At 33.3% G+C, this 19025-nt stretch carries 12 protein-coding genes; 7 read left to right on the top strand and 5 right to left on the bottom strand.

Going from position 1 to position 19025, the window contains the following annotated elements; genetic code table 11:
* Positions 1 to 6: 6 nt before the first annotated feature.
* From DR871_RS14715 to DR871_RS14705, 3 genes are all read right to left on the bottom strand, one after another.
* The gene (locus tag DR871_RS14715; protein WP_165355346.1) at positions 7 to 2529 is read right to left on the bottom strand and encodes a S9 family peptidase; all 2523 of its coding nucleotides are present in this window, start codon (positions 2527 to 2529) and stop codon (positions 7 to 9) included.
* A 64-nt stretch (positions 2530 to 2593) separates the two neighbouring features.
* Complete coding sequence (locus DR871_RS14710; protein WP_113666918.1) at positions 2594 to 4003, bottom strand: RagB/SusD family nutrient uptake outer membrane protein; 1410 nt, start codon at positions 4001 to 4003, stop codon at positions 2594 to 2596.
* 19 nt (positions 4004 to 4022) lie between these two features.
* The gene (locus tag DR871_RS14705) at positions 4023 to 7016 is read right to left on the bottom strand and encodes a SusC/RagA family TonB-linked outer membrane protein (protein ID WP_129752551.1); all 2994 of its coding nucleotides are present in this window, start codon (positions 7014 to 7016) and stop codon (positions 4023 to 4025) included.
* A gap of 849 nt (positions 7017 to 7865) precedes the next feature.
* Here DR871_RS14705 and DR871_RS14700 point away from each other — a divergent pair.
* Together DR871_RS14700 and DR871_RS14695 are read left to right on the top strand one after the other, a co-directional pair.
* A complete protein-coding gene (locus DR871_RS14700; RefSeq protein ID WP_113667189.1) occupies positions 7866 to 8093 on the top strand; it encodes a helix-turn-helix domain-containing protein in 228 nt (75 codons plus the stop codon).
* A 381-nt stretch (positions 8094 to 8474) separates the two neighbouring features.
* Positions 8475 to 10268, top strand: a complete 1794-nt coding sequence (locus DR871_RS14695) for a DUF6119 family protein (RefSeq protein WP_113667188.1) — start codon at positions 8475 to 8477, stop codon at positions 10266 to 10268.
* Positions 10269 to 10488: 220 nt separating this feature from the next.
* On the opposite strand, the gene DR871_RS14690 is transcribed toward DR871_RS14695, so the two are convergent.
* Together DR871_RS14690 and DR871_RS14685 are read right to left on the bottom strand one after the other, a co-directional pair.
* Positions 10489 to 11598 carry an IS91 family transposase gene (locus DR871_RS14690; protein WP_113667187.1) on the bottom strand — a complete coding sequence of 370 codons (1110 nt, stop codon included), beginning with the start codon at positions 11596 to 11598 and terminating at the stop codon, positions 10489 to 10491.
* On the bottom strand, positions 11583 to 12305 hold the full coding sequence (locus tag DR871_RS14685) for a tyrosine-type recombinase/integrase (protein ID WP_242497129.1): 723 nt from the start codon (positions 12303 to 12305) through the stop codon (positions 11583 to 11585). The genes DR871_RS14690 and DR871_RS14685 overlap by 16 nt, the downstream gene beginning before the upstream one ends.
* Before the next feature lie 1055 nt (positions 12306 to 13360).
* Here DR871_RS14685 and DR871_RS14680 point away from each other — a divergent pair.
* From DR871_RS14680 to DR871_RS14660, 5 genes are all read left to right on the top strand, one after another.
* The gene (locus DR871_RS14680; RefSeq protein WP_113667185.1) at positions 13361 to 15265 is read left to right on the top strand and encodes an AAA family ATPase; all 1905 of its coding nucleotides are present in this window, start codon (positions 13361 to 13363) and stop codon (positions 15263 to 15265) included.
* The gene (locus DR871_RS14675; RefSeq protein WP_113667184.1) at positions 15258 to 16184 is read left to right on the top strand and encodes a hypothetical protein; all 927 of its coding nucleotides are present in this window, start codon (positions 15258 to 15260) and stop codon (positions 16182 to 16184) included. The genes DR871_RS14680 and DR871_RS14675 overlap by 8 nt, the downstream gene beginning before the upstream one ends.
* A gap of 179 nt (positions 16185 to 16363) precedes the next feature.
* Entirely contained in the window at positions 16364 to 16864 is a 501-nt protein-coding gene (locus DR871_RS14670; protein WP_113667183.1) for a hypothetical protein, read from the top strand.
* 78 nt (positions 16865 to 16942) lie between these two features.
* A complete protein-coding gene (locus DR871_RS14665) occupies positions 16943 to 17521 on the top strand; it encodes a hypothetical protein (protein WP_113667182.1) in 579 nt (192 codons plus the stop codon).
* A gap of 329 nt (positions 17522 to 17850) precedes the next feature.
* Positions 17851 to 18906: a serine hydrolase domain-containing protein gene (locus DR871_RS14660; RefSeq protein WP_113667181.1), complete on the top strand. Its 1056-nt coding sequence runs from the start codon at positions 17851 to 17853 to the stop codon at positions 18904 to 18906.
* Positions 18907 to 19025: the final 119 nt, after the last annotated feature.

The following is a 19025-nucleotide window of genomic DNA, read 5'->3' as shown; positions in this document are numbered from 1 at the left end:
ATTTATTTATTCCTTTAAATATTGGTCAAACCAATCGGTAATTCGTTTTGTAAGATCCATTTTATTCTCCTTGATCACAATTACATGCTGATCTTTTGGATATACCAATAAAACATTCTTTTTCTTGGCTCTCCTCAATGCGTTATAAAAAAGTAAACTCTGTTCGTAGGGTAAATTAGTCTCCATTTTACCCACCCAAGAAAGTAATGGTGTAGTAACATTATCTGCATAAAGTATTGGTGAATTTTTTAGGTACAACTCTTTGTCTTCATAAATAGATTTTCCTATTCTCCATTGTTGCGATTCACTGCGCCACAATTCTGGGATATAGAGACTTTTTGAGGTACTAAAATACCAACTTACCATGTCTGAAATTGCTGCACCCGATACTGCCGCTGCAAAAATTTTCGATTTTGTAATAATGTAATTTGTTTCATAACCTCCGAAAGAATGCCCTATTAAACCAATTCGCCTGGAGTCAATCATTCCTGTTTTTACAACTTCATTGTTTGCAGCAACAACACAATCCAATGCACTATTTCCAGTTTCTCCTTCATAATATTTCACATCAGGCATTAGTACAAAATAATTCCGTTGCACAAAATGTTTTACATTAAAACCCGTATCGTTGTATAAAGTCGGAATGCAATATTCATGCAATGAGTTAGTGATTTGAGAGTACACATTGATTATCATCGGATATTTTTTGCCTACTTCATAATTTACCGGATAATATAATAAACCTTGCAGTTTGTCTCCTTTTGAATTCGAAAATGAAATTAGTTCTACCTTTCCTTGATTAAAGTTTTTATCATGGGTATTGCTTTCAAACAGAACCTTATTTACACCGTTTTTAAATGATACAATTCTGGGAGACTCATTATGTGATTGTTCTCGATAGACATAGACTTCATTATTGGCTCTACGCAATTCATCTGATTTTGTATCATTGTTTGCTACTGGAATTAAAGTGTTGGATGTAGAAACTAATTTAAATTGTTGTGACTTGGTGGCCGCATTTCTTGATGAAACGATTAAATTATTAGTCGCATTAATTTCAGTAAGAGCCCAACCATTGTAATTATCATTTCCTATTTGCTTGATGTTCGAACCATCTACAGTGAAGTGAGTACCGCTTTCTCGTCCGTTTGTAATCCGTTTTAGTTTACTTGTTTTTATATCAAATTTAAAAATATCAAACTCATCTTGTACCAAAAGATATTCTCCATTATCACTCCATCCTTTCATTCCAAAAACATGTGGTCTTGTTATGTACTTTAAATCATATGAAACCCATTCGGAACCTGCAGGTGGAACAATTGACACCGTAGATTGTGTTTTTATATTGTACAGCCACCAATTTTTATCTTTAAAATAGCATATGTACGCTCCATTTGGGGAAAAAGACAATAAGTAATTTTCGCCAGGTTGCTTTTCTAAAAATAACTTTTTGGTGCCATCAGCCAGATTGCACAAGAAATAGTCAACCTCACCATAGCGCTTAAAATGAGGAGCATATGCAGTTGGATTGTAAAGTAATGCAACTGATTTACTCCCGTTAAGCTGTACAAAAGGAAGTTCTTTACTTGTAATCGTATTCCAGCGCTTTTCTTCAATAAACCAAACCGATAATGTGGAGTACCCTTCTAAATTTTCCCTACTTGCTTTTGGATAAATCCATAAATCTTCTGTATCCCAAACCTCGACATCGTCTTTTTTTGGTGTTGCCTCTTCTTTGACTTTTGCGATTCCAAAAAATACCCTTTTACCATCACTTGAAATTTTGAAAGATTTTGTGGTAACAATTTCATGCTTTTCTGGAAAATTTAAGAATGATTTTGGTTCAAAGGTTTGAATACTTTTATCTTGGGTTTTGTAGAAGTTCAGTTTTGTGTATTTCCCGTTGATGCCCTCTTCGAGCCAAAAAATACCTTTTCCATATTCTGCTAATGTTAGACCAGATAATTTGTGTGGCGTTGTGTGATATTCTGTTTTTTGATTTGTCCTAAGATTAATTGTTCCGAAACTACTTTTCCCTTCATGGTTAGTGAGATAAAACAGGATATTATTAATCTGATCCAATTGGTATTCTGTTACATTTGGAACACGGATGATTTCTTTATTTTTTATTGTTCTCATGATTAATTCCCAATCATTGGAATAGCTCACAATAATTTTTCCACTATTTGCAAATTCAAAAGCAGCACTATTCGCTATAACAGAACTTTCACTACTTTCTAAGTTGGTTACTATTACAGTATCTCCTTGAAAGGCACCAAATGCAATTTCACCGCCAAATTTGCCCTGTGTTCCTAGTGGAAAAGTAAATCCAATATTTTTCTGCGTATGTTTTACAAAGAGTGTATCTGAACCATTGCTGTACTGCATATCAAATGATATCCAGTTTCCCTTTTGTGAAATAGCTCTGTTTTCTAATTTGCCCCATCTTTCATACTCTGCCTCAGTAATATTGTTTTTGGAATGATCCTGCCCGTAAATAGAGCAGGATATTACTATACAAAATGACAAAATTGTTTTTTTACAAGAATAACCTAAAGTTTGATTACTTCGGTTTTTTAATAGCTTCATAACTTTAATATCCTGTGTTTTGCGGTTGTAAATTTGGATTTGCGTTCAATTCTAGCTCTGGAATAGGCCACAAAATATCTGAACTGTTCCAGCCAGGTTTTGAAACAGATAGTATTCCATCGGCTGTTCCACTGCGCTTTAAATCAAAAAAGCGATGACCGTGTTCCGTAAAAAACTCAAATCTTCGTTGTTTTTGAATTTCAGATAAAATTTCAGAAGTGATAGATGATGTAGTTATTGGTAAGCCTGCGGTCGTTCTTATTTTATTTAAATCTTCTTTTGCGCCCGCTAAATCACCTTGTTTGGCTCTTGCCTCGGCTCTGATCAAATATTGTTCTGCTAAGCGCAACACAATAGAATATTCCTGCGAACTTGTTGTTGCGGTGCGTAGTTTGTATTTATTGGGATGATACCAAGTATTTAGTCCAGTGGTAACTGACTTTGTCCAATTCACTTTGCGCTGGTCACCTGTTTCAAATGCAATCATAAAATCGGTGCGAAGCGCACAAACTGGTGGCGGTCCAGATACGAAAATAAAAGTTGTACCTTCATTACTGTTTCGTACCGCTGTTGCTGATGCTAATTGCCAAATAGTAGTTTTACTATTTCTTAGAAAAATCTTGTTTAAATCCGTTTCCCAAGCATAAAGCGGACTATTGATAACAGTAGTTGCTTCATTTGCTGCTTCTGTATTTTTATTCCTGTATAAATATACTCTCGCCAACATGGCTTTGGCCACCATTTTATTGGGTTTTGCACGATCCGAAGAACTATAATTTTCAGGTAATCTAGTACTGGCACTTTCTAAATCCTTCGCGATTGCTGCATATACTTCATCCGCAGCACTGCGAGTAACTTTTCTATTAATTTCATAATTGGTTCCTGTAATATAGGGGATGCTACCATAAATTTGCAACAAATAAAAATGCACTAAAGCACGAACGAATAGTGCTTCACCCGACACTCTGTTTTTAACCGCAATAGGTAACCCAGTCGAATTTTCAATACCTTGAATAACCGAATTTGCATTATATATTTGACTATAGCTTGAAGTCCAAAGTGACGCCACAGTAGCATTGTCAGCCGTAAGCGCATTGTTGTAAATAGGTAGCGAAATTGTAGAGTTGGTATAATCTTGTAATTCATCCGCATACAATCCCATTCTAACAGATGCACCAGTAGGTAATCCAGATAGTATGCCGCCGTCACGAAGTTGTGCATAGATTTGTGCCATTGCTGCATTTGCTGTCAATTCACTTTCAAAAACTGTAGTTCCTGTAAGCTGAGAATTAGGTAATGGAACCTCCACAAATTCACTACAGGAACTTGAAGACAGTATTAGTGCCAAAACCAAAAGAATGCGATACACCTGGAATGGCTTTGTTAGTATTATTATAAATTGTAAATTTTTCATATTACTATTTTTTTGAGGATTAAAAGTTTAATGTCATTCCACCGCTGATCACTTTTAGCGGAGGGAGGAATCCTGAGAACTTAAACTCGGGATCACCTGCTTTGTAGGATGTAAATGTGAGTAGGTTTTGACCTTGAATAAAAAGTTTACATTTTACATTAGTGGTCGCTTGTAACGGAATATCATAGGAAAGTGAAATATTTTTTAGTCTGATAAAAGAGCCGTCTGTAATTACAGCATCACTTTCTATGTACCTATAATAGGTGCTTACCGCAGCACCATTTAGTCCCGTAGTGTGCAGTTGCGAACTGCTTTGATCCCCAATTTGCTGCCAAGCATCGCCAATAGTGTTGCTTTGGTTTACTGGACCACCTCCCGGAACATTTGAAATGTAATCGTAATTGTCTCTTTTTACGAACTGCAATAAAAAATCCAATTGCCAATTTTTATAGTCCAATTGGTTTTGGATGCCTCCAAAATATTTTGGAGATAAGTCCTTGATAATTTGCTTGTCGCCTGCTGTTATGCTTCCATCCCCATTTAAATCTACAAAATCGTATAATCCTGTTTGTGGATTAACACCTTTGCTTTGGTATAATTTTACAATATCAATGGATTGTCCAATCACATACCGATTTGCAAAAGTGGAACCTGAAAGATTCGGGAAAGAAAGTAGTTTATTTTTTGCAACGGCCAGATTGAAGTTTGTTGACCATTTAAAAGAGTTTGAATCAATATTTAGGGTTCTTACGGAAAATTCAAAACCTGAATTTTCAACGGTAGCATCAAGATTCGCATTCAATGACAAGAAACCTGTTGTAGCTGGCATAGGAATACCCACCAATTGATCCGACGAACGATTCCTATAAAATGCTAGCGTACTAAAAATTCGGTCTTTAAAAAAACCAGTTTCTAAGGCTAATTCTAGTTTACGATTGGTTTCCCATCCAAAATCGGCATTATAAAGTCGTGTAGGTTGTAACCCAATTATGCCCTGATAATTTGCACCAGTTGTACCGTAAGTATCATAAAACTGGTAATCTCCAATTTGATCATTACCTGTAGTTCCATAACTAAAACGGAGTTTTCCAAAACTCATTTTACTATTTTCTGGATTGAATTTTTCTTTGCTAAAAATCCATGCAGCACCAATAGCACCAAAATTAGCATATTGTTTGCCTGGTCCAAATCGGCTGGAGCCATCCCGACGACCTGTAAAGTTTAAAAAGTATTTTTCGTTGTAACTGTAATTGATGCGACCAAAAAAAGCTTGATAACGGTATAAAAAGGTATCGCTATTGGTTGTGTTTTTTGTAATTGCAGAAGCTAAGTTGTTAATCAGATTGTTGTTTGCAAAACCAATACCCGATTGGAATAGGCGTTCTGTACGTTGCTGTTGGCTTGTCATCCCCAGTAGTACATCAAATTTGTGGTTTCCAAAATTTTTGAAACCTCTTAGTTGTGGCTCAATAATCCATGATTGTCTACTGGTAAGGTTTAAGTACATTAAGGAATTATCACTCCCAACTTCGTAAACGGGATTGTAAATGGTGGATGGTATCGTTCTAACTTCCTTGGTTTTTAGATCGGTAAAACCAAAGTTTGATTTTATTTCTAACCCTGGAATTAATTCATAAGACAACACGCTGTTGGCTACTAAGTCATTGGTGTTCGCACGGTAGGTACTTTTTAGAGGTGCCAAAGGATTTTCGAAGGTATCATTTTCCCAATTCAGATTTCCATTTGAATCGTAAAGTGCGGGAGCGTTTGGTGCCAAATAACGCGCTGTTAACGTCAAATCTGTCGCTGCTTGTAGATTATCTTGTGCCGTGTAATTTCCCGAAAAAGAGATTCTGAATTTCTTATCTAAAGAAGTATGGTTTATTGAGCTAAGAATCCCTCCTTTAATGTACCTGAAATCTCCCGGAAGGACTGTTCCCTCGGTTCTGTAATTCCCACTAATCAAGAATTGCGTTGTTTCACTACCACCAGAGATACTGGTTCTAAAGTCATTGATTATTGCTGAACCGCCTAATAATTCCTTTTGCCAATTGGTATATCGAGTTTGATCCCAAGTTCCATTTACATCATAATCGGTATCCGAGATTGGATTTCCATCATTGATAAATGCTTGTTTACGCATCGAAAGATACTGCTGCGTATTCATCAGATCTACAAATTTAGTCGCTGTACCAACGGCTGTTGAGGCCGTTACTGAAATGTTTGTTTTACCTGATTTTCCTTTTTTTCTGGTAATTAATACCACACCATTTGCTCCTCTAGAGCCATAAATTGCCGTTGCATCCGCATCTTTTAATACTTCGATGCTTTCAATGTCATTGGGGTTAATACTGTTAAGTGGGCTGGCTTGGCTTGGCAATGCCGTTGATGTGTTCGTGCTCCCAATTGACTCGTTTGAATAGGGAACTCCATCAATAATGTATAATGGCTCATTTCCATCAAGACGAATGCTGTTGCGACCTCTAATTTTAATTTGGAAACCACCGCCGGGAGTTCCCCCATCTTGAATGATATTGACACCTGCCATTCTTCCTTGCATTGCGGCTAGTACATTTGTGACAGGTTGCTTGTCGATATCTTTTGCAGTCATTCTTGCAATGCTACCGGTTTGCTCTTTTTCTTTAATAGAATAATATCCGGCATTTATTACGATTTCTTTTAAAGTCGTTGCATCTTCAGTCAATTTTACATTGATAGTTGTTTGATCTGCAACTACAATTTGAATCGTTTTATAGCCTAGATAGGAAAAAACCAAAACATCATTCTCAGCGGCTATTATGGTGTAATTTCCATTTTCATCAGAAAATGCTGTTGTTGGCTTATTTTTAACCTTGATGGTTACACCAGGAACTGTGCTGGTATCATCGGTAATTTTACCTTTGATAGATCGTGTTTGCGCATTTAATCCTGTTATGAAGCACAGGAAAAGGATGCAGTACAGTTTGGACAGTTGTGTTGTTGTCCAAAACTTCAAAAATGATTTTTTTTTCATACTTTTGAATTGGTTTAGTTAGACTTCGGTTTAGTTTGCTTTGGTCCTCTATTCGTCCGCCAAGAAGAGTTAGAGGGCCTTTTTTTTCTGATTAGCCTCGAAAGAAGTAAGGCATAGATTTTTATTTTTTAAGTCATAGGCGTTATCTGTATATTATTAGGTGTTGTCACATCTAAGCAAGCTGTGTGATGTGAAGATAAATAGTTGTTTTTCTTAGTTATTGCTGTTTATATAAAAGCATCGGAACCATAAAGCCAACAAATTATCAGTGTAATTAAAGCTAGAATTAAAGTAACTTTTATAGTTTTATAGTATTTCATCTATTGGTTGTTTGTTTCCTGTCTTTCAATTTATTATTTCGATTTGCGCTATTGCTGTTACCACAGATCTTGAGAGCACTCTTTTTTTGGATGCAAAGGCTTTTGAATTTATATTGTTTATTTAGGAAAGTACACTGCCGTTGCCAGTTGCAGCCCAACGCAGGCAGTGCGTTTCCAAACTAACTAATTCAATTAATTGATTTACGATACTATAAAAAAGAAGATTTGCTAAGAATAAAAGGGAGTACCTTTTGCGCATAAAAAATGGCATGGAACTCAGCTTATTGACTTTGAGGTACTGGTATACCCAGCAACAATAAGTGAGCCCACGCCATGGGACGTGAGCATCATACTTATCTTCTCGTTGCAAAATTACCAGTTTTCAAAGTCGAGATTCTAAGCGAATGCTTCAAATATTTTATATGAAGAATCGCAAATATATGTATTCAAAAGCAAATATAATAAAAACAAATATAATATGGACTATAGTCCATTGATAAAAATAATTATTATATAGCTATTTGCAAAGATGATAAGTGAAATAGATAAATATATTATTCAGCGTGTTAGAGAGATTAGAGAGTCACAAGGGTTAACCCAAATGGACCTATCTCTTAGACTTGGCAAAGGTGTTGGTTTTATTGGCGATATTGAAGCCCCTTCCAAAAAAGCAAAATATAATGTCAAACATTTAAATGATATTGCCAAAATATTTGGTTGTTCTCCTAAAGAATTTTGGCCAAATAAACCACTTTAATAAGAAGATGCTTAATGGCATCTTTTTTTATTTACTATTTGGAAAACCGTAAAGAATTTTAGAAAGGTTATTGTATACAAATTATCCAAATGAACTTTCAGCAATTTAACCAAAAAGGATTCATATCGAAGGTCAGTTCCCGCATGTATACAAGAATTACCGGGTCATAATAATAGTAAAACAACTTAAATTTATATTTACGTAAGTACGAAAAGTATTCAGTAAATAAAAAGTCCATTTGATAATTTGTAAAAAAATATTTATACATTTGATTTGAAACGAAGTCTGACCGTAGTCAGACCTATCTCTCTAAATTTGGGGTGATAGGTCTGATTTTATCAGACCTATATACTAGTTACCTGCAATTTTAAAAAAAACCGTATGGATATAGAGAAATTCAAGATTGATCTAAAAATTTTTAAGATTGATAAAAACTTTTTTGAATTAAGAGATAAATCTTTTACCGAAATAATTGATATTATAAAAGATAATCACTTGAAAAAACTACGTCATAAATTTAAAGATTTTGACATCAAGATTGTTAACCCCGAAATTAAATCATTTGAAGACGGGGATTTTAATTTTATAGCATATTGTTTTAGACAACCAAAAGAAAAGTTTTACTTAAAAGTTTTTCTACCAGATGAACTTACAGAAAATCAAAATTTTGACATAATTGAATTTTCATTTGTACTGTTTATTAAGTATAAATCTGAAATTTATTGTGTCATAAGCGGTAGCGGGATAAACGTCATCAAAAAATATCTACATCCAACTTTTGGCATAGAAATTTACCAAAGAATTGCAAATCCAACAAATGACAATATAATCGAATTGTATATAAGAAGTATAGCAAATAATATTTCTTCCAAAAAAGAAACTTTTAATCTAAATCAAACTATTTCCGAAACTCTCGAGTATTCGGACATTCCTACGAAAATTAAATTAAAAGTTAGAAATGAATTAAAAAAGAAAGAGTTCAAAAAATACAATTTAGATAAGAACTTAGCAATAATGGAAGTTGGATCTTTCTTCTACCTTAGAAAGAAAATTGACTTTGAAGAATTAAAGGAATTGATAATTGACCTACACAAAATATATACTAAGAATACTCCTAAGCAATTAACATTATTTAATAAAGTTAATGAAACCGACCTTCTAAAAAAATTAGATGACAAACTATTAGATTTAATAACTGACGATATCCAATTGCATAATGATCCGTCCAGAGTTCGACAAACTTTAAACGATATTATAGAGGTAGTTCATCCTAGCAAACTTGAAAGATTTTACGAATGTGAAAAATTTGTAATTCGGTATAAATTTTCAAGAGGTAAAAAAGATTTAGAAATATTAGACCGATCAGATTTATATTTTAATGCAACTAAATATATCTTTGATACAATTGATAGTATAACCGACAGATACGCAATAAAGCAGAATATTTTTAAATTAAATATCACCGGTTATGTTAACAATAAAGAAGCAACATATGGAAGTTTTTTTTCGCATGTGACCGCAGAAATGGATCATGAAACAAGTAAGTATTTTAAAATCGATGGACATTGGTATATTTTAGAAAATGAATTCTTGAATATAATGAATGACGATGCCAAAGCATATTATTCAAAATATGTTTTAAATAAAAATATATTAATTAATTGGAAAGATGGTGAAGATGAAGATACATATAACCGAAGTTACCATGAATTAGACCAATATTACGTCTTAGATAAAGTAATCAAAGAAAATATTGAGCTTTGTGATATACTGACAATAAATAATAATATTGCTTATTTTATTCATGTTAAAAACGGTTTTAATACCAAAATGAGAGATCTATATATTCAAGTTATTCTTTCAGCGAAAAGATTGTCTAACGATTTAAAAAATACTAAAGGGATCAGTTATCTCAAAAAAACTTTAGAAGAGTATAATAAACGAAACTCTGATAAAAAAATTGATATTGATAATTTTCTTGAGAAAATTAAGTCTAAAGAATTAACTATAAATTTTGTTATGGCCTTTAAAAACAATCATTATAAAAAAGATAACATATTAGATCGTATTGACAAATGCAACTCAAATATTGCAAAATATTCATTAGTCCAAGTGGTAAAAGAAATGCAAGCTTTTAATTTTGGCATTAACTTAATTGACATATCCGACTTATAAAAAAACTGCAGGTAACAGCTAGAGATTCGTTGCGTGCGCAGCACGAACAATGAAACTCCGGTTGAACGGAACCGTTCACTGGCAGGAACTATGGAGTTATCGTAAAGTTTTAAAGGAGAATTTCAAGAGGATTTAGTGTCCTCTTTTTTTTTGAGAAGGATTTTGGGTTTAGTTTCGTATTTTCGGTCACTTATGAACACACGTTCCCTTACCCATAAAATTAGTTTTGACAGGGATTTAGATTTTGGCCACCGCCAAGATACCAAGCAGGCGGACCACGCTGGTCAAAAACTGCTATTCGGTGTAAATTACCCGTTTTACAACACGGACATTTAGGTAAAAAAGGCTTTTTTTCTGATTTTTCTAATACCTTCACTTGCAGTTTTTCCTGCAAAAGCTTTAACTTCTGACGTTTCCATGTACTGCTCAAAAAACCGTAATAACGGATCTTGACAAAGCCTTTAGGCAAAATATGCAACGCAAAACGCCTGATAAATTCCTGATGCGTCAGTGTCATTTGTTTTTTGACGCCCGCTAGGCGGTAATCCTTATAATCAAAAGTCACGTTTTGCTGGTCAATGCTCTTGATTCGATGGTTGCTAATGGCGATTTTATGGGTATATCTTCCCAGATATTCCACCACCGACTTTGGACTTCCAAAAGGTTTCTTTGCAAAAACAACCCATGATTTTTTCCATAAATCCTGTCGGATTTGTTCGTATTGGATAGGCGATTTTGCTTTGAGTTTGGCGCAATATTTAGCCCTAAAAACTTTCGACAAGGCTTTTACTGGGAACAAGAATTTACCATCGGTTCTGTTATTTTTCCACTGTGCTTCTTTGTTAACACCACCGCCTGGAACAATACAATGCAGGTGCGGATGCAAACTTAATTGCTGTCCCCAAGTGTGCAAAACGGCAATCATTCCCATTTGCATTTCCTTGGCTTTACCAAAACTTTGAAGCGTTTCCCAAGTAGCTTCAAACAAAGTATCATACACCATTTTAGGTTGATGTATCGCTAGAGAATTAATACTATCGGGCAAGGTAAAAACTACGTGGAAGTAGGGAACCGGTAAGAGTTCTGTACTTCTGGCTTGTATCCAATCTTCTCGTTTGTTGCCCTGACACTTCGGACAATGACGATTGCGGCAAGAGTTGTAGCTTATATTGAGGTTACCACAACTATCACAAGCATCGATATGACCACCCAACTCAGCTGTTCTGCATTTTTTAATGGCGTAAAGCGTGCGAAGTTGCCAACTATTTAATCCATAGTTTTCGAGTCTTGAGCCTGCCTTACTCAATACATCAGCTACTTCCGGCTGCATTTTGAAAATAGCGTATCGAGTGGGCTAAAAATACGCTGACTCTCGAGTTGAGCAATGTGCAAATATTCCATTGTAGTCTCAATGTTTTGGTGTCCCAAAAGGTCTTTGAGCGTCATAATATCCATACCATCTTCGAGCAAATGCGTGGCATAAGAGTGCCGCAGCGTATGGGTGTGAACTTCTTTTTTAACACCTGCTGCCTTGGCGACTTGCCGTACCGCCCATTGCACGCCTCGTTGTGAATACCGATTGTCAAAATCACCTCCTGCGCCAGTAGGCAAAGGTTGTCCATTAAAAAGATACTCTTGAGGTTTTTCGGCTTCGATGTATTTTTTCAATCCACGAATTAAATGTTCTGAAAGCGGTACATAACGGTCTTTCTTGCCCTTACCCTGTACTACTTTGAGCTGTTTGCGGTCAAAATCCAGATCTTGTAAACGCACCCCTCGAGCTTCCATACAACGAAGTCCGCAGCCATAAAGCAAGCCAATCAGTATTTTATGTTTAAGTAGTTTGGCACCTTGAAGCATAGCCCAAACTTCCTCTTTACTTAAAACAACAGGAAGCTTTTTCTCGTGTTTTATAGACGGCAAATGAAGGAAATCATACGGTAAACCTTCGGATTTTAGCAAAAACCGAAGTCCGTAAACACAGTGTTTAAAATAGGTTTGAGAAGGTGTTTTTGACTTTTTTTGTTGGTAAAACAAGTAGTCCTGTACTTGTTCGGGATCTAATTCGGTTGGGATTTTACCAAAATAAAGCGAGATAGCCGCAACATGGCGCGAATAATTATTGAAGGTACTTTGGCTTCTGCCTAAAACAGAAATCGTTCGCTCAAAACGATCTAAAAGTTCCTCAAAACCCGGAACTTCGCGCTTGGCTTGGTTGAGAATTTTGTTTTCTCTTAATGCATCAGGATGCTTTTTTTTGTAGTCATAATATTCTATTTTAGTTATCTTCGTAAGATAATCAAAATCAACAATGGTGCTACCGAAGGTTTAGTTCAACACACGCTACAAGCAATTTGGGTATTAGGCTTAATGGAAAAATTGGTTTTGTATTTGGAAGATTAGGCAAATCCGAATAATGGGCTTAATTTAGTCCCAAACTGCTTGTAGCGCGGGGACGTTAGCGCATAGCGTAAAAAAAAAACCTTAAAAAATTTAATTTTTGAAAAAATATACCTTAACAATATTTGGATTTGTTTTACAATGCTTTGGAATTGCGATTATGTTATATAAACTTTATAATAATCGTTTCTTATCATGGACTGGATTAACATTAGTATTTATTGGATTTGCATTAATAATTTCTGGAGTAATTTCAAACATAAAAAAAACTAAATAAATTACATTCATTAACTAGTAAATAAGTTAAACTAAAAAGCAAAACACAATTGAAAGATATACTCCGTAATGATTTTACCAAATAAAGCGTTATTCTGAACTGTGAAAAGTTTTAATCTAAACTTTCTTAACTTTTTGCAGAAATGCGAAATTTTTTAATCACTTTTTTTCCTAAATAAGCAACAAAAAAAAGAACTGTAAAAAATTCAAAAACAACTAAACGGAAATAAAACTAAATAAGAGCGCCATCCGCTAACAGCCATTTTGAGCTAGCTGGAATTTAGTGAAATTATCGTTTCGCATCAAGTTTTCGTTAAGCCGAAAAATTAGCGTTTACGAATTTCCAGCCATCTCAAAGTGGCATAACGTTGGCGGTCAGGCTATGACGACAACTTAAATCGATATAGAAAAAAATAATGAGAGAAATAGTTTACTTCTGGATTGCTGACTTTAGAAACATACAAAATCAAGGATTCAATTTTGGTTCTGAATATGAGTATTACACTGAAATAAGTGACACTGAAATTATAACCAAAAGAACAGAAAATGATTTCTACATTCCAAATTTCTTTCAGACAGAAGAAAGTAACTCTATCTTAAACATCTCTGCTTTTGTTGGTGAAAATGGTGCAGGAAAAAGCAATTTTCTTGACGCATTAAAATCAGCATTAACTCAAGACAGGGATTGGTTTGAATATTTAATTGTATTTAAAGATGCAAATGGCGAAGTTTTTTGTTTCGATTATTTTGAGGGACGGAAAGCGAAATATGAATTTAGTCAAAGTAAAGGTACTCCAGCTTTTACAGAAGTAATTTATTACAACCCTGCATTAGACAATAAAATTTATCCCATAACTCACGATAATAATGCTTGGATTGACATTTCCACCGATTGGTTAATTTTAAAAGATTTAGAGGAACAAAAATCAACTAAGCCGAATTTATCACAAATAGAGCTTTTTGCTGCGGAAGAAATCGCACGACAATTAAAATTATCAAATGATTCCGAATTTGTTATGTTTCTAAACGAGAAAATAAACATTCCTTCAGAAATCAGAATCGTTTCTGTAGCGGGTAATTTTCCTTCTAAAATAGACGGAACAAAGTCTAGCGTACGAAACGTTCCATACAACTACAGAAACTACTACGACTTATTTAATGAAATGGGAATGGTAGTTAATCAATACGCTCAAGAAGAACGCAAAATTCAAATAGAAAGAAAAATACCTGACGAAATAAATCCATATACAAGAAAAAAATGCTTCGCTATTTTTCTTGACCATTTGTTAAAAAATATTTTCTATCATTTTGAGTTAACTAACCACTATTTAGATAAAGGAAATATTGTTGTTAGTCTTGAAGATTTGAAAAAACTTGATTACGAAGAAGCTGTTTATACTTTCATCAAAAACATTGATTTAATTGATAATACAGATTATATTATAAATTTTATCGAATATACAAAAATTATAATTTTTGATGCAAAAGTAGAATTTTTGAATTACGGAGAAATATCGTGGGTTACACCTAAAGATTACCTTAAAAACTTTTTAATGTTAAAGGATGAATATCTTAATCAACTTTCCAAATTTTCAGATTACAACGTTCCAAGATCATTTATTGGCTATTCTTGGACAGGATTAAGTACAGGCGAAAAAGCTCTGTTTAATTTGTTTAGTAGGTTCTTTTTTGCAAATTCACTAATCATTGAAAAGGTAAAAACTGAAAAGTTTAATCATAAAAAAACACCTAATATGCTTTATATCTTAATTGACGAAGCAGAATCAGGATTTCACTTACAATGGCAGAAAGAATATGTTAATGATATTATAGAATTTATACCTAAAACATTAGTATTCGAAACCGATGAGGGAAAACTATACCCCAAAATTCAACTTATATTTACTACACACTCAACTTTAACACTCTCGGATATTCCAAACACTCATATTTCTTATATTCGATCCCGAGATAAAAAAGCTTACGTTTTGAACGGTGAGGAAAAACCAAACAAGTCTTTTGGAGCAAATGTACATACTTTAATGTCTGATTCATTTTTCTTAAGAAATGGATTAGTCGGAAGTTTTGCAATTAAAAAAATAAATGAAATAATTGCAATTCTTAATTCTAAAAAACCTTCATCAAAAGAAATAGAAAAAGTTAAAGCTGTAATCAAAATTATTGACGAACCTGTTTTGAAGACTAAATTGCAATCTATGCTTAGCAAATTTGATAACTCAAGCGAGTATGAGATTAAAAGACTTGAACAAATGAAAGAAGAAATAGAAAGTCGTATAAAAAAATTGAAGAGAAATGATTAATATAGTTACCAAACATACCGTAAATTCTAAATCGGAACACAAAAAAGGGTTGCTAAAAAAAACCAAAGCTAAGCTGAATAGTTCTTCATTACCCAAATATTTGAAGGAATTTATTGATGCTAATTTATCCCAAATTTTAGTTGACAAACCAGAAGAACTTTTAAAAATAAACAAGGCTTTTTATTCAACCAGTAAAGGGAAAAGCAAAAAAATCAATTCAATAATCAGAAAAATATTTGATTACGACCTATTTAGCAATAAAAAGCAAGAATATAACAGCTATTCTCTTGCCGATAATTTACAAATAAATACCTGTCCCAACTGCAACAGACAATATACAATCACGGTTAGTTCTAAAAAAGTAGACGGCCAGATAGCAAGACCTGATTTTGACCATTATTTCCCAAAAAGCAAATATCCATTACTCTCTCTCTCATTTTACAACCTTATACCTAGTTGTAAAATTTGCAATAGCACTTTTAAGGGTGACAAAGAAATGGATATTCTTCAAAATATTCACCCCTACATTGACAACCTAATAAATGACTTTTCATTTAACTACGAACTGTCTTCAAAAGGTCTTTACAAATGTGAAAGTATATCTATTAATTTTCACGAGCCTAATACCCAAGACAGAATTGAAAAGACATTAAAGATGTTTCGTATAGAAGAAACATACAATGGTCACAAATTCATAGTTGACCAAATTTTACAATTGAAAAATTCGTTGAATGACGACTATCTTAGAATTTTAACCCAAAACACTTATGAAAATATTAATTGGACACCAGAGGACGCTTACAGAATAGGATTTGGAGTAAATTATAAAGATGATGAATTATTTGAGCATCCATTTTCAAAACTAAAAAGGGACATTATAAAGAAAGAAGAAATGCTGAGTATATTTGAAACAAAATAAAGCCCGAACTGCTAACAGCAGTTACAAAAAATGGCAAATTATGTGGTAAATTCACGTTTACGTTTCGCAATAAATTTAGCAGTAACCGAATATATTCAGTTACGAATTTTGCCACTTCTTGTAGCTGCAAAACGTTATGCCTCTGTTTAAAAGAATTAGACGAATTCAATAACCTAACGATGAAATTAGATATTAACAGTATTAGTGACGGAAAAGCAAAAGATATAATTTTGGAATCAATAGTTCGTAGCGAAAATAATCTGAAACAAACTGAAGAATTCCAAAAAGAATTATTCTTAAATGCAACTTTAGACGATGTGAATTTTCTATTAAAATCAATAGTAGATTCAAAATTAGACTTAATTAAAGTATATTCAGGTAATAAAACATACGTTACTTCAATTGGACATATAAATCCATTTTTAAAAAAAGGCGGATTTGAAAAAATAGAAGCCGAACTAAAAAAAGCTGAATCAAAAGAAATTTTAGAAATTGAAAATCTAAAACTACAAAAAGAAGCTTCTGAATATGCCAAAAATTTTCGCCAAAAAGATGAAGAAATTAGAAATTTAACTAGAGATAATTTAAGGCTTGGTAATTGGGATATTCGATTTAGATGGTACATAGCAGTATTTAGTTTTATAATTGGATTTATAATTAAATATTTAATTGACAAGTAACATATTTCCGACCTTAAAGCGGTACGGAAGCGAAACCGAAAATTGAAATAAATAAAAAACCGAAACACCAAAACCTAAATGAATGTAAAAGGAAAAATTCAATTATCGTTTTTAGAATATACTGACGTCGAACTGAATGTCAAATATGGAAAAATTAACGAAATAAATATTCCCGACGTTAGTCCTTTAGTTTTATCTTCATTAGGGATTAAACAATCTTCTGATTATACCTTTGAGAAACATTATGATTCTCAAAAAGCTCCATATAAAAGCAATTATTACATTAGATATTATGGAGGCTCAGAAAAGCAACAGATAATATTTTTAAAATTAAACCTTTTGCAAATCATGCAATTGAGATACTCAATGCGTAAATGGTTAATCCAATCAGACGATATGAAAAAAGATATTTTAAAATATATAATCGGTGGTCTTCTTGGTTATGGTGGTGGACTATTTATTCAATACGTTAATGCAAACAACAATGACCCAGTTACTACACCTAAAGCGGAAAGCCAAAAGTCTTTAGAAAATAAATATCTAAAAACTGAAACTAAAAAAGATACAATCATAATAAAAAAGATTAAAAATACCTCTGACCTAAACGGTGCGGAAGCGAAACCGAAAATTGAAATGAATAAAAAACCGAAGGCATAACAGCCACTACAACGGATTTGGGCAATAGGCTTAATTTAAAGTTGGTTTTGTATTTGGGATGATTTGCTTCGCCTGTTCTATCGCTCGGGTGGCAAATCCGAATAATGGGCTTAATTTGTCCCAAACCCGCTGAGTACCGGAACGTCAGGCTCTGAAAAAACCTCATCAAATTTAGAAAGTATTCGGAGGGCTACCAAAGAAAAATCTCAAATATGAGAATCTTAAGAGGTAGATTTTAGTTTTTTCACAGACTAACGTTGGTGGCAATTTTATCGAAACGACCGTAAACACAAGATAGATTCAAACATTAAATAATTTTTAGAACATAAATGAACCAAATTTTTAGACTAACATTACTTGCAACAACAATTTTATTTACAAGTTGCAATTTATCAGCACAGCAAAAAGACAATTACTCAACAAAAATTGACAGTTTACTACAAACCAATAATCCAAGAGATTTTAACGGAGTAGTTTACATTCAACAAAACGGAAAATTGAAATATGCTAAAGCATACGGATTTGCTAATTTAAACAAAAAAACACCTCTGAAAATCGACGACAAATTCTCTACAATGTCGATAGCAAAACAATTTACAGCTACACTTATTTTACAAGAAGTTGAAAAAGGAACGATTGATTTGCAAACACCTATTCGTAAATATTTACCCGATTTAAAATATTCTTGGGCAGACACCGTTTCTGTTCATCAATTACTTAACAACACTTCGGGTTTGTACAGCGAAAGCATAGACAAGCCTTTGAAATTTAAACCAGGTACTGCATTCAACTACTCAAACGTTGGTTATTATGTGGCTGGAATGGTATTGGAAAAGCAAAGTGGGAAATGTTTTGAAACGTTAGTTACGGCATTATTTAAGAAATGCAAAATGAACAACAGCTATTATCCTAACGAAACCAATAGTATTTTTTTGACTAAAGGACACCTTATAAAAAAAGATGGAACGATAACGCAATTTGAAAAAATCAGCTTTACACCTGACCAGTATTGGGGAAGTCATTTAATTGTTACCGCATCAGATTTAGCCAAATGGAACGAATGTTTGCATAATGGAAAACTATTAAAACAAGCTACTTACAAACTGATGACTAATTATTCTATTACCAACAAACATCAACTTTTTAGTGAAAATCTTATTGGTTATGGTTATGGTTTACGAATTAATGATAAAGCCAATATCTACGAAATTGGACATACTGGTTTTCATCCAAGCGAAGGATTTACGGCAGTAAATTTATACTACCCTAAAACCAAAACAAATGTCATAGTGATGGAAAATCAAGCCAATGAAAACTTTGAAAGTGCTTATTATTTCGAGCAGGAAATTAGAAAAATAGTTAAAGAAAGTAAACTTTTGAAATAAATCGCTTCAATAAAAAAAGCACTATTGCTGTTTTGCAGTATAATATCATTTATAGTAAATGCACAAACAAATCACAGGAAATAATTAAAAAGTAGTCGAACATAGAAAGCTGAGCAAAT

The organism is Flavobacterium petrolei (assembly GCF_003314435.2).
Classification (GTDB): Bacteria; Bacteroidota; Bacteroidia; order Flavobacteriales; family Flavobacteriaceae; genus Flavobacterium; species Flavobacterium petrolei.
The sequence above is the reverse complement of the archived record's forward strand: the minus strand, read 5'-3'. Positions and strand labels throughout refer to the sequence as shown.